This is a genomic window from Amycolatopsis sp. PS_44_ISF1 (assembly GCF_032335455.1).
Classification (GTDB): Bacteria; Actinomycetota; Actinomycetes; order Mycobacteriales; family Pseudonocardiaceae; genus Amycolatopsis.
In genome coordinates, this window is the sequence record NZ_JANUXO010000002.1 from 1,026,095 (window position 1) to 1,038,898 (window position 12,804).

Genomic DNA, 12,804 nt, shown 5'->3' on the forward strand with positions numbered 1-12,804 from the left:
ACAGCGATCCTTCCGGTTGCGGCGGCCACTTCGCGAACCGGCAGCGAGAGGCGCTTTTCCGAAAAATGTCGGTCTACCGGCGATCCGGTGCCGACTCCCCAGAAGTGGCCACATCACCACCGCTCACGCAGCAGTTCACTTTAATCCGCCAGCCGGGGCCACCGCGACTATCGGATTTGGCTCAAATTTACCCAGCGGCCGTGCCGCTTGTACCGCCGAACGGAGCAGCAGCGCCAACCTACCCCGGAAGTACGAACCAAGTTCACCCCGTTGCTACCTGCGGCCTGCGAAAACACTCTCTGGGTACGGACGATTTACGTTAGCGAGCAGTTTGTTTGCGGCAACTCCGTGAAATTTCGCCCGGCCCAAGATCGGCAATCCCCCGGCGAAAGCCCGCGACCCCGCCCAACCTCGCAAACGCGACAGGCCCCGGCATCGGCACCGGATTGGCCGATCACTGGAGCCCGTAATTCGGTAATTGGAATATTCCAAAAATGGCGATATCGGACCCCCACCGAGGCCCCCTTTTCGCCATTGAGCCGCAGGTCACCGCCGGTCGAGCACCGGGCCGGTCCGGGCGGGATGACCCCAGGTCCTGGGCCGTCCCATGACCAGTTCGAAGAACACGGCGGCCCCGAGCCCCCGGCCCCGCCCCCTCCGAGGCGCCCCGCGAGAAAGCCGGTTCAGTGGAGCTTCAGCGCCCATGATCACGAAGCAGGACCCGAAGTCGGCCATTCAGAGTGCCCGATCCCCACCGGATGCGACCCTGGTTCGGTGATAATCGACCGCCAGCCCGGTCACCAGCTCAGGTGAAGGCGCCGGGGCGAAGCCGGGCCGCACGACGCCGTGAACCCGGGCCGGACCGAGCCACCCCCCGGCCCCGGCCCCAGCCACCGCCCCGTCCGGCCCGGCCCGGACGGGGCCGGGCGGCTCAGGGAGCGCAGCCCGTGCCCGTCTTGACTTCGGGCTCGAGGTCCGGCCCGGCGCCTTCCCGGCCGGACGAGGCGCGGGCGGCCTTCCGCCGGGTGACCACGACGTTGCTCGCCGCGACCAGCAGGAGCAGCCCGGCCAGGCCGGCGATCCACCAGACCGGCATCGACCGGTTCGAGGCCGGATCGGACGGTCCCGGCTCCGGCGTGCGCTGGACGAACCCGATTTCGCGGTGCCCGTGCGCATCGGTGTGCGGGACGGCGTACCGCTGCTGGAGCCGGAGCTGGTAGTCGTGCAGCGAGGTCGCCGCCCCGGCCGCCCCGTCCGGCAGGCTGGCCTGCAGCAATCGCACTTCCCCGCCCGACAGGGCCAGCCAGCCGTTGATCTGCGGTTCGTTGACCAGGAACCCGCCCGGCGGCACCTGGCCCACGAGGCGCGCTTCGTCGTCACCGGAGAGCGCCCCCGTGACCGACCAGCCCGCCGGCTCGGGCACGACCTGCATCGTGACCTTCCGTCCGTCCGGAGCGGCGGCGGGCACGGCGACGTAGGCCGGCTGCACGACCGGCGCGGCCTGGTCCCCCCGGATGAACGCCGGGCTGAATTCGTACACCGGGATCCCGAGGCCGGCGACGGCGACCGTCGCCGGCCTCGGGCGGCCGCCCTGCTCCAGGTTGGTCAGCGCGATGCTGACCGCGCGGGCGGTGTGGGCGGCGGCGACCGCGGCCGCGAGCCGTCCGGCCGGCAGCGGCGCCGGCGACGGGCGCCCGCCCTCGGCGCCGGCCGGCGGGCCCATCGTCGTGCCGCCGGCGAGCAGCGCCGCGACCACCAGGAAGCGAGTGGGACCGACCACGCCGGACTCAACTCCTCGAAATACCGGAAATGGTGCCGTCCCAGCTGAACCGGCTGTTGCTCAGGTAGCTGTCGTAGGTGTAGGTCTGGTACCGCTGGTAGGCGCCCCAGGGATCGCCGACGCTGATGGTCTGGTTGCCGGCGTCGTAGCCGTAGATGGTCTGCGCGTGAGCGCCGCCCGTGCTCCAGTCGATGACGGTGATGGCCGGGTTGCCCGCGTCGATCTGCCGGCGCATGTCGTTCCAGGACAGTGCACTGTAGACGTCGGTGGCCTCGAAACCGGTGGCCCGGAAGCCACCGGCGATGTCGCTCATCGCGGCCGTCTCATTGGGACAGTCGCCGACCGCGGTTCCCTTGGTGGCGGCGCAGAACTGCTCTTGGGTGGTGGAGTCGCCGTGGAACTGCTCGACGCTCGCGCCGTCGGCCGCCCAGCACCACTCGTCGTGCTTCTGCACCTGCTGGCGGTAGGACAGCGTCCGTGACGATCCCGAAGCGGCGATCAGCGACCGCTGCGCCTCGGTCAGCTTGAGACCGGCCGCGCCCGGGTGGGCGGGCACGGCCTCGACCCCGTTCGGGCCACCGGCCGCGGGGACCTGGGCGGAAGCGACCGGGGTGAGCAACGCCAGCGCCGTCAGCACCGGAACGGACACCTGCGCCGAGCGCAGGCAGGCACGAGAGATCTTCTTCATGGGGACTCCACGGGGATTACCGGCCGACGGGGCACGTGGGCCGGGCAAGGGCGGCGAGCCGGCTCGACCGGTGCGGTACGCCGTCCCCGGGTCGCGGGGCGGCGTGATCACCAGAGTATGAGCGGGGCCGCGCGGCCCCGCACCCGTCGAAAGTCGGACTCGATGGCTCATGTGCGCCAGTGGCGCAGGTGGGTCAGAGCCACCCGGCCCGATGGGCTTTCACGGCGAGCTCGAACCGGCTGGCCGAGTCGGTGAGCTGCATGAGCCGCTCCATCGACCGGGTGATGCTGCGCCGGCTGACGCCGAGGCTGCGGGCCGCGACCTCGTCGGTGGCGCCGGTCGCGAGCAGCGGCAGCAGCTCGCGTTCGAGGGGCCGGAGCCCGGCCACGGGCACCTCCGGACCGCTCAGCGATCCCGCCCGCTCCCAGTAGCCGTCGAACAAAGCGATCAGCGCGGGCAGCAGGCTGCACCGGCGCACCAGGAGCCCGCTGCGGTTGCGATCCGTCTCCGCCACGGTCAGCAGCACCACCGCGGCCCGGTCGTCGACGACCATGACCTTGGCCGGCACCGAGGAGATGACCCGCGACTCCTCCCCCGCGGCGATGCACGGCGCGATGTTCGCCCGGTAGAAATCGGCGTCCTCCACCGAAGAACGGGTGTACACCACCTGGTAGCGGACGGACCGCCGCAGGTTGGCGACCTCGATCGGATTGGCCAGCTCCGGGCTGCCGTACGGCGGAGCGTCCAGGCTGCGGACCCGCTCGATCGCGCTCTGCTCCAGCTCGTCGACCGCCTCCTGCAACCGGTCCCCGGCGATGATCTCCACCGCCTCCGGACCGGCCGGGGTGGCGACAGCGCGCCGGTAGCCTTCGTAGCGGCGCCGGGTGACGTTCACCGCGGTCGTGAGCTCGGCTTCTCGCTGCGCCTGCAACTGCTTGGTCGCCACCCCGGGGTCCAGCGGCTCGACCTCGCCGTCCGGCGCCACGGGGGGCGCGGCCAGGTCGAGGGCGGCGAGCGCGGCGACCGCGGCCGCTACCGCCGCGGGCTCGGCCTGCAGCTCGAAGGCCAGCTCCCGGATGCTCCGCGGACCCGTCCGGACGAGGCAGGAGTACACCCGCGCGGCCGGCGCATCCATCCCGAGCCGGCACAACTGGGAGTACAGCAGGTCGTTTTCGGGCACTGCCCCACCTTCCCCCCGGTCCGGAAGCGGCTGCGTGCCGCCACGATACGCCGGCTGCCGTGAAGCATCGCCCAGCCGGAATCCTCACGGAGACCGGCCGTGGGCCGGGGACGACGAAACCGGCAGCCGGGCCGCGGGCCTGGCTGCCGGTTTCGCGGGTGAGCGGGTCAGGGGTGGTAGATCTCCTTGATCGAGGTGATCCGGTCGTCGCCGTTCACCACGATCTGCGCGAGGATCGGGTGCACGTCCTTCAGCTTCTCCAGCAGCTCGTCCCGGCTGCACGGCCCGGTGCCGAGGCCGTCGTCGCCGATGGTGGCCGATTCGCCCGGGCACATGGTGGCCGCGCTGAGCACCTCGGCCCCGGACTGGATCGGCAGCCGGTAGGTCGTGTCGTCGACCGGGTCCCAGGTGCCGTCGTCCGGGCCGCCGTCGTGGTGGGCGACCAGCTGGAAGCGGATCATGTCCTCGGCCGAGTCGTACCCGGTGAACTGCACCTGCTGGGTGGTGTTCGGGAACTTGCGGGGGGCCGGCGCCGGGGCCGTCCCGGCGCTCGGCGCGGTCTCGATCGCCAGTCCGGTGGCGCCCTTCCCGCACCGCACCACACCCGGCCGGGCGGCCGGGTCGAGCAGCGCGCAGTCCCAGTCGCCCTCGGCGTTCAGCACCCGCCGGCCCGGGCCCTCACCCTCGGTCGGCACCTTCTGGTAGTAGGCGGCGATCACCGTGAACGCCTCGGTGCACCCCGGGATGCTGCCGTCGGTGGAGACCTTCGCGATCAGGTCCATCTGCGGTCCGCCCGCCGGGCCGACCTGTCCGCCGTGCCGGCTGCAGTCGACGTCTCCCTGGGACGCGGCGCTCCCGGCGGAACCGCCGGGAGCCGCCCCCGGCCCGCCGCCTTGCGGCACCTGCTCGAACGCCGCCGCCGACGCGGCCTTGACCGGCGAACCGGCTCCTGCGCCCGTGTTCCCGCCACAAGCGGAAAGCAGCGCGGTGGCGGCGATCGCCCCGCCCACCATCGCCAGCTTCATCGGCTCCTTCGCGGTGAAATTCATTTCCGGCACCCCTCCCACTGCCTTGACCTGGATCTTGTCCGTAGGACGCGGGAACCCGGTTCGAGGTTGTCCGAAACGCCGCCGGGGCGGGATTGCCCGAAAGTCACGCACCGGCCGTCATTCCGCGGGCGAGACCGGGGCCTGCGCGCGAAGCCGCGGGTACTCCGGCAGCCGCGGCTCGTTCCGCTGGGTCGTGATCACCAGCTTCTCCACGACCGGGCGCAGCGTCCCGGAGGTCATGACGCGGTGCAGCCTCCGGGTCACGGCCACCCCGGCCGAGGTCGACGGGTGCATCAGGCGCGGCATCCCGGGGGCGAGCCCCTGCGCGCGGTCGACATAGCGCCGGAGCAACTGCTCGTAACGGGCGAAGGCGCCGGTGTGGGTATCGCCCGGCTCGCGCCGGCTGCGGCCGAGCTCGCCCGCGAGCACGTGCGCCCCGACCAGGGCCAGCGTGGTGCCCATCCCGGTCGGGCCCGAGCCCCACGCGGCGTCGCCGACCACCCCGATCCGGCCCTCGCTCCACCGGGACATCACGACCTGGCCCCACCGGTCGGTGTAGAACTCCTCGGGCCGGGCCTCGAACCCGGCCAGGATGCGCTCGGTCTTCCAGCCGGCTCCGCGGAACAGCTCGCGCAGGATCTCGAGCTGGGCGGCGGCGGGCCGGGCCTCGAACCCGGCGGACCGCTCCGGGAAGCTCAGGCTGGCCCGGATCGTCCCGAGGTTGTCCGGCCGGGCGTTGACCACCCGGCCCTGGGTGGTGGTCATGAAGTACCACCAGTCGTCGTCCTCCGGGCGGCGGTCGATCGTGCCGAACGCGACGTTCAGCCCCTTGTCGCGGTAGGTGGTCAGCTCGGGCAGGAGCAGCCGCCGGGTGCGGGAGCTGCGGCCCTCGGCCACCAGCAGCAGGTCGAACCGTTCGCGGCGGCCGGAATCGAACCGCACGTCGACGCCCGTGGCGTCCTGGTCGGCGCCCGCGACGAAGTCCCCGTAGCGGATCTCGACGTCGTCGGCGATCCGGTCGAGCAGGATGTCGGCGAGCTGCCCGCGGAGGATCTCCAGTTCGGCGGTGGGCCCGTCCTGGCCCTCCTGCCGCGCGACCTCGGCGTAGACGCGGCCCGTGTCGGTGATGAACCGGGTGCCGGCCTCGCCGGTGAGCCGGCCGAGCACGGCGTCTCGGATGCCCATGCGGCGCACGATTTCGTGCCCGAGCCCGCGGATGTCGATGTTCTGCCCGGCCCCGCGCCGCCGCGGCGATCGCTCGAGGACGACGGGCTCGAAGCCCTCGCGCAGCAGGCCCCAGGCCAGCGCCGGACCGGCGATGCTGCCGCCGGTGACCAGGACGCGGGGCCGGATCCGATCCGTCATGAGAATCCCTCTTTCCTAAACTAGTTTCATCATCAAGCTACTTGACCCAGTGATAAGTTACCCCACGATCGAGGAGGTCACCACATGGACGCCGAGGAGCGGGCGCCGGAACAACGCGTCGTGCCCCAGCTGAGGGAGTTCGCCGCGGCCGGGAACGAGCTGGGGCGGCTGTTCGCCCGCACGAAGCAGATGCACACCACCGACGCCGCCGCGATGGTCGCCATCCTCACCGCCGAGGACCAGGGCGTCCCCATCACCCCGGCCCGGCTGGCCGAGCACATCCTCCTGACCACCGGGGCCACCTCGACCCTGCTCAACCGGCTGGAGGACGCCGGTCACATCGTCCGCACCCGTGGCCACAGCGATCGCCGGGTCGTCACGCTGCACTCCACGCCCGCCATCCACGCTTCGGCCGACGCGTTCTTCGCCCGGCTCGCGGGGCGGCAGAACGACGTGCTGGCCGGCTACACCGAGGCCGAGCTGACCCTCATCGAGACCGCCGTCGACCGCCTGACCGCCGTCGTGAAGGAATTCGTGGCGCACTCCCCCGCCGACGAGTGAGATTCGGTGACCAGCTTCAGCTCCCATACGAGCGATTGATCACCACAAAGCCGTTTCGTGCGTGGGTGATTCACGCAGTCGGCCGGTAGTTCGAATATCGGGCGAACGCTAGCGTGAACCACCGCGCACCCTTGCGGGCGCAGCCAGAAAATGTCGCGAATCCTCCATTTTCCGACATTGTCCCCAGCTTTTCCGGTCCCGGAAGAAGGCTCTGGAATGCGCACGATCGGATTGACCGGTGTGGCCGTGGCGGCCATCGCCGTACTCGGGTCCTCATCAACCGCCCTGGCCGCTCCGGCCGCCTCATCGCCGGCCCACACGGTCTTCACCGAGCCCGGCGACCACTGGCAGTCGGTGTACGACGCCATCGGCTCGGCACGAAGCACGCTCGACCTGACCATGTACGAACTGGTCGACACCACCGCACGCGACGACCTGGTCGCCGACGCCGGGCGCGGGGTGAAGGTCCGGGTGATCCTGGACCACCAGCGCGAAGCCAAGCACAACCAGGCCGCCTACACCTACCTCAACGCCCACGGCGTGCCGACGGTCTGGGCCCCGGAGGAATTCGAGGCCACCCACCAGAAGACCCTCACCGTCGACGGCCGGACGTCGGTCATCCTGTCCGGCAACCTGACCAGCCGGTACTACGCGACCGGCCGGGACTTCGGCGTGGTCGACCGGGACGGCGCCGACGTCAGCGCGATCGAGAAGGTGTTCGACGCCGACTTCGCCGGCGACGAGATCACCCCGCCGACCGGTGACGACCTGGTGTGGAGCCCGACCAATTCACAGTCCGCGCTGCTGAAGCTGATCGATTCCGCGACCACCAGCCTGGCGGTGGAGAACGAGGAGATGGCGCTGCCCGCGGTGGTCGACGCGCTGACCGCCGCGGCCGGGCGCGGGGTCGCGGTGAAGGTCACGATGACCTACAACAGCAGTTACCGGGACAACTTCGACACCCTGGTCGACGCGGGCGTCCAGGTCGGCACCTACGCGAACACGAAGAAATCGCTCTACATCCACGCCAAGGTCATCGTCGCCGATTACGGCAAGCCCTCGGCGAGGGTGTTCGTCGGTTCGGAGAACTTCTCCCACGCTTCCCTGACCGGAAACCGGGAGCTCGGCCTGATCACCAGCGATCCCGCCGTGCTCGATCCGGTCGATTCCACTGTGGAGGGCGACTTCGCCGGGGCCCGGCCCTGGACCGACTGACCGGCCGGGCCGGGTGCTCCGGCGGCCGGGTGGCCGCCGGCCGGCTGATCGAACCCGGCCGGCTGATCGGCCTCGGCTACGGGGCCGGCGCCCGCAGACCGGCGGTGGGCGGTCTGCGGGCGCCGGGGGTTCAGCGGCCGGGGGTTCAGCGGTAGACGTGCCGGGCCGGGGTGCGGACGGCCGCGAGGCCGTTGGCGAAGTTCCGGTCCACCCGGGCGCTCTCCTGCGCGTTGGGCTTCGCGTTCTTGCACGAGGTCCCGGGGCCGTGACCGGACATGATTTCCGAGCACGGACCGCTGTAGTGGTCGGGCAGGCCCAGGTTGTGGCCGAACTCGTGGGCCAGGATGCGGGTCGGGTCGTTGCCCTCGGCGACCTGGTCGCGGTCGATGTAGATGTCGCCGTGGCCGTGGCCGTCGGTCTGGGTGTAGGAACCGCCGCCGGTCACCTCGTGCAGGATGATCGTCGCCCGGCCACCGGAGCTGAGGCGGACGTTGTGCTCGGCGTTGTTCCAGTTCGCGGCGGCCTGGGTGGCCTCGGAGCGGTAGTCGGGTACACCCGAGGCGTCGTAGTGCAGGTCCACCACGGCGGCCGGAGCGGCGGCCGGAGCGATGGCGGCACTGGCCACCTGGCCGCCGGCCAGCGGGAGCAGGATCGCGGCGGCACCGGCGGCGAGCCGGCCGAAGCGTTGCAGAGTCATGGTTCTTCCTCTCCGTAAGGGTGACCGGCCGGGGTCAGCTGGCGATCCGCTGGTTGATCCAGGTGAGGTACTGGGCGATGCCGGTGTAGAGCGTGGTGGTGCCGCATTCGGGACCGTTGTCCCCGGGTCCGTGGGTCTCGCCGACCAGCGTCCACCGGCCGGAGGAGCCGACGACCGCGGGGCCGCCCGAGTCGCCGTGGCACGCGGAATGCGCCCGGTCACCGGAGATGCAGACGTCGCCCGATCCCCCGCCGCCGGCCGCGCACCGGCTGCTGGCCAGCACGGAGAGGTCGATCTGCTTGAGGGTCGACGGGGTCTGGCAGTTCGGCCAGCTGACGCAGCCCCAGCCGAGCAGCCGCGCCTTCGTGCCCGCCGCCGGGTTGCTCTGCGCCAGCGGGACCGGGGTCGCCTTGACCGGCCGGGTCAGGTGCATCATGGTCAGGTCGGTGCCGGGGTTGGTGGTCACCTTGTCGATCCGGCCGACCTCACCACCGGAATTGATGTCGGTGGACCCGATCCGGCCCTGGGACGCCCCACCGCAGTGGTGCGCGGTGACGATCCACTGCGAGGAGACCAGGCTGCCGCCACAGCCGTTGTCCAGCGCCACCATGAACGAATACGTCTCGGTGGCGTTGCCGCCCCCGATGATGGACGGCTGCGCCGCGGCCGATGGCTCCGCCGCGGACGCCGGCGCCGCCGCCGCGAACAGCACGGCGCACGCACCCAAGGTGGCCAGCAGGATCTTTCGCATCGATTTCCCTTTCACCGAGGCAATCTTCCACTGAGGAAATACGGCCAGCACGCGACTGTGGGAAAGCGCGGCCGGGATCTCGCTCGGCGAGCGCCGGTGCCCACGTCGGATCACAGAGTCCCAGCAAAGCGGACATCCGGACACCATCTAAAGGAGGGCGGATTTCACTGGTCGCACACCCGACTTTCGTCGGTACACGCATTTATCGCGATTCTCTACGATGAGATTTTCGGCGCGTCGTTTTCCGAAATGCACAAGGGAAACCGGAAGGCGCCCACCACTGTGTTCGGGCGCGGATCAAGGGTGAAGCGCGGTGGCGCGGGCGGAGAGGGTTCGCTCCGACCTCGGCCGGGGCGCCGGCGTCAGGTCTCCTGCCGCCAGTGCTGGGCCGTCTCGGCCGCCGCGTCGGTGAAGTGGGTCAGCAGGTTGGTGCGCTTGAGCAACCGGTCGAGCTCGGCCGACCGGTGGTCCACGTGCAGCAGCGCCCCGGCCCCGTGGACCAGCCGGCGGACCATGAGCAGGCCGGACAGCCCCGACGAGTCGCAGAACGCCAGGCGGCCGCAGTCGAGGTGGACGTCGGTCCAGTGCGCGGGCTCGGCCAGCAGTTCCTGCACGGCGCACACCAGGCGGGCGTGGGTGTCGAAGTCGAGCTCGCCGGTCACGGTCACCCGCGCGACGCCGGGGTGCGCACTGGTCCAGGTGCAGGCGAACAGGTTCGGCGACGTCATGGTCGGCCTCCGGAATCGAGGTCGGCGGGGCAGGGTGGGGTGGGGAGAGTGGCTCGCGCGCGGGCCAGGGTCTCGGTGGCCCGCGGGAAGTCCCGCAGCTCGTCGCCGAGGATGTCCAGCGCCGGGGTCAGGTAGCCCGCCGGGACCCCGCGGGCGGTGAGGATGTCCGCGGTCCAGCCCAGGAACCCGGTGAACAGCCCCGGATCGTCGACGTAGACCGAGGTCCTCAGGTAGTCGACGATGCCGGCCAGGTCGTCGATCGTGTGCTGGGCCTGGAGCTCGGTGTACTCGCGCACGGCCGGGATCCGCTCCTCCAGACCGGCGAACACGGCTTTCACCAGCAGCGCCGAGGTCCGGGAGATCATCGTGTACTCCTGGTCGAGCAGGTGCGGCAGATCGTCCACGGCCTGGTGGCCGCCGCGCGGCGGGCCGGGCGGGCGCTGGGCCAGCAGCTCGGCCGCGGCGCGGGCGTCGGGCGCCCAGCCGTCGGCGCCGAACAGCCGGGCGTACCGGCCGTCGGTCCCGAAGGCCGCGCCCCCGGCGATGACCGGGACCCCGGCGGCCTGGCAGGCGGTGATGGTGGCGTGCGCCGCGGGCAGCCGGGTCGGGATCGAGCTGGACAACGCGACCACGTCCGGGCCGGTGCGGTGCAGATCGGCGATCAGGTGCGCCGCCGGGACCTGCGCGCCCAGGTAGTCCACGCGGAACCCGCGCAGGCGCAGCACCTCGGCCAGCAGCCGGGCCGGCAGCGAGTGCCACTCCCCGTCCACGCAGGCCACCGTCACCCGGCCGAGCGGAGCCCCGTCCGCTGGGCCGGAGGCCAGGCTGACCGCGGCGATCGCCCGGTCGTTGATCGCGGTCACCGCGTGCTCCTGGGTGACGGTGAGCCGGTTGGCCGCCCACTCCTCGCCCACCTTGCGCTGCACCGCGCCCACCACGTCGAGCAGCACCGTCTCCGGGGCCATCCCGGTCCCCACCGCCTGGCGCACGATGTCGCCCGCGGTGTACTCGTCGCCGCCGACCGCCGCGGCCCAGAGCCGGTCGGCCACTTCCTGGACCGACGCCACCGCGCCGGTCTTCCCGGGAGCGCTCATGCCGCCGTGTACCGGCCGCGGCCCGAGCCCCCGACCGCGGTCAGGTGCTGCCCGCGGGGCGCGGTGATGGCCAGGACGGCCATGTCGTCGTGGTTGCGCTCACCGGCCCACTCCGCCGCCAGCATGTGCACGTGCTCGACGATCGCCTCGGCCGGCATGCTGGCGCAGCGGGCCAGCGCCTCGCGCAGGCGCTGCTCGCCGAACATCCGGTCGCCCAGCGGGCCGCCCCGGGCCTCGGTGATGCCGTCGGTGTAGAGCAGGCAGGTCTCCCCCGGCGCCAGGGTGATCTCGACGGTGGTGGTCTCGATCTCGGGCAGCACGCCCACCACCGTGCCGATCGTGTCCACCACCTCGACCTCGCCGCTCGTGCGGACCACCAGCGGGGGCAGGTGGCCCGCGCAGGTCAGCCGCACCCGCAGCCCGGTGGCCAGCCGGGCGACCGAACCGAGGGCGAGGGTGACGAACCGGGTGTGGTGGGAGTTGAGCAGGGCGTCGTTGAGCATGCTCAGCACGCGGTGGTGGTCGGCGGCCAGCGGCAGCAGGGCGTGCAGCGTGTTGCGCACCTTGCCGGTGAGCACCGCCGCCTCGAGCCCCTTGCCGCACACGTCGCCCAGCACGACCAGCGACTCCTGGCCCTCGTCGGCGGCCGGGTGGACGTCGTAGAAGTCCCCGCCCACGCGCTCGGCGTCGATCGCCGCCCGGTACCGGCCGGCGAACTCGGCCCCCGCCGCCTCACGCAGGGTGGGCGGCAGCAGCTCCCGCATCAGCGTCTCGGTGATCGACGACTGCTGGGCGAACATCCGCGCGGCCGACATCGCCGCCCCGGACCGGGCGGCGAACAACCGGGCGAAGACCTCTTCGTCCTCACTGAACGCCGCGCGCTCGGCCTTGCGCAGCAGCACCAGGGCCCCGGCCGGCACCCCGTGCCCGGGCAGGGGCGTCACCACGATCGAGCCCACGGTCCCGAACTCGCGCGGGAGCAGCCACTCCGGCGCCGACGACGGATCGATCCACCGCGAAGGAACCGGCGGGAACCCCTGCAGGGCCTCGGCCAGCCCCGGCACGTCGGAGAGGTCGGCGACCAGCTCGACCCGCTCGGGTTCGCGGTCCCGCACGCACAGCAGGGCCGGGAAGCCCCGCTGCACCGCCGGGGCGATGAGCAGCGCGGCGTCGGCCAGGTGCCGCACGGCCAGCTCCCCGGCGACCTGCATGCAGCGGTCCAGGTTCAGCGAGCCCAGCAAGGCGGTCGAGGCTTCGGAGAGGAACTGCGCTCGCCGTCGCTCGGTCAGCAGCGCCGTCTCGGCGAGTCGGGCATCGGTGTTCTCGGTGAGCCACCAGGTCACCGAGCCGTCTTCCTGCTCGACCGGGCTGGCCTCGTAGTCGCGATCCCACAGCTCTCCGGCGTCGCGCACCCCGCCGACCACGCCCTGGTGCAGCCCCTCGGGCCAGCCGGGCGCCGCCGACGCCGCCGGAGCACCCGCCTTCAGCCGGGGGAACAGCCGAGCCGCGACGGCGTTGAAGTCCAGCACCACGTTCCCGGCGTCGGTGACGACGACCGGGTAAGGGGCTGAACTCCACCGCGAAACGGTCGCCGGCGCCGCCGGTTCCACCCGCTTGAGATCCACCACACACAGGACACGCGAAGCGGTCCTTCACCTCGTTCTCGCTCAGGGGACAGCTCTCTGCTTCTGTCAAG

12 protein-coding genes are annotated in these 12,804 nt (G+C 71.9%); 2 read left to right on the plus strand and 10 right to left on the minus strand.

The window, feature by feature from the left end; genetic code table 11:
- Positions 1–931: 931 nt before the first annotated feature.
- The 5 genes from NYF13_RS19245 to NYF13_RS19265 all read right to left on the minus strand — a co-directional run bounded on the left by NYF13_RS19245 (position 932) and on the right by NYF13_RS19265 (position 6,062).
- Positions 932–1,780 (minus strand): hypothetical protein, encoded by an 849-nt coding sequence (locus NYF13_RS19245; protein ID WP_315658558.1) that lies wholly within the window; start codon positions 1,778–1,780, stop codon positions 932–934.
- 7 nt (positions 1,781–1,787) lie between these two features.
- On the minus strand, positions 1,788–2,468 hold the full coding sequence (locus NYF13_RS19250; RefSeq protein WP_315658559.1) for a papain-like cysteine protease family protein: 681 nt from the start codon (positions 2,466–2,468) through the stop codon (positions 1,788–1,790).
- 193 nt (positions 2,469–2,661) lie between these two features.
- The gene (locus tag NYF13_RS19255) at positions 2,662–3,648 is read right to left on the minus strand and encodes a transcriptional regulator TrmB (protein WP_315658560.1); all 987 of its coding nucleotides are present in this window, start codon (positions 3,646–3,648) and stop codon (positions 2,662–2,664) included.
- 167 nt (positions 3,649–3,815) lie between these two features.
- Positions 3,816–4,697, minus strand: a complete 882-nt coding sequence (locus NYF13_RS19260; protein WP_315658561.1) for a hypothetical protein — start codon at positions 4,695–4,697, stop codon at positions 3,816–3,818.
- Between the two features lie 117 nt (positions 4,698–4,814).
- Positions 4,815–6,062: an FAD-dependent monooxygenase gene (locus NYF13_RS19265; protein WP_315658562.1), complete on the minus strand. Its 1,248-nt coding sequence runs from the start codon at positions 6,060–6,062 to the stop codon at positions 4,815–4,817.
- Between the two features lie 84 nt (positions 6,063–6,146).
- Between NYF13_RS19265 and NYF13_RS19270 the strand changes: the two genes are divergently transcribed.
- Together NYF13_RS19270 and NYF13_RS19275 are read left to right on the plus strand one after the other, a co-directional pair.
- Positions 6,147–6,623 (plus strand): MarR family transcriptional regulator, encoded by a 477-nt coding sequence (locus tag NYF13_RS19270; RefSeq protein ID WP_315658564.1) that lies wholly within the window; start codon positions 6,147–6,149, stop codon positions 6,621–6,623.
- A gap of 216 nt (positions 6,624–6,839) precedes the next feature.
- Positions 6,840–7,838 (plus strand): phospholipase D-like domain-containing protein, encoded by a 999-nt coding sequence (locus tag NYF13_RS19275; protein WP_315658565.1) that lies wholly within the window; start codon positions 6,840–6,842, stop codon positions 7,836–7,838.
- Positions 7,839–7,983: 145 nt separating this feature from the next.
- On the opposite strand, the gene NYF13_RS19280 is transcribed toward NYF13_RS19275, so the two are convergent.
- From NYF13_RS19280 to NYF13_RS19300, 5 genes are all read right to left on the minus strand, one after another.
- Positions 7,984–8,535, minus strand: a complete 552-nt coding sequence (locus NYF13_RS19280) for a snapalysin family zinc-dependent metalloprotease (RefSeq protein ID WP_315658566.1) — start codon at positions 8,533–8,535, stop codon at positions 7,984–7,986.
- 34 nt (positions 8,536–8,569) lie between these two features.
- Entirely contained in the window at positions 8,570–9,286 is a 717-nt protein-coding gene (locus NYF13_RS19285; RefSeq protein WP_315658568.1) for a trypsin-like serine protease, read from the minus strand.
- 362 nt (positions 9,287–9,648) lie between these two features.
- Entirely contained in the window at positions 9,649–10,014 is a 366-nt protein-coding gene (locus NYF13_RS19290; RefSeq protein ID WP_315658569.1) for an STAS domain-containing protein, read from the minus strand.
- Entirely contained in the window at positions 10,011–11,108 is a 1,098-nt protein-coding gene (locus tag NYF13_RS19295; RefSeq protein WP_315658571.1) for a cobalamin-dependent protein, read from the minus strand. The genes NYF13_RS19290 and NYF13_RS19295 overlap by 4 nt, the downstream gene beginning before the upstream one ends.
- A complete protein-coding gene (locus NYF13_RS19300) occupies positions 11,105–12,733 on the minus strand; it encodes a GAF domain-containing SpoIIE family protein phosphatase (RefSeq protein WP_315658573.1) in 1,629 nt (542 codons plus the stop codon). Before NYF13_RS19300 ends, NYF13_RS19295 begins: the two co-directional genes overlap by 4 nt.
- Positions 12,734–12,804: the final 71 nt, after the last annotated feature.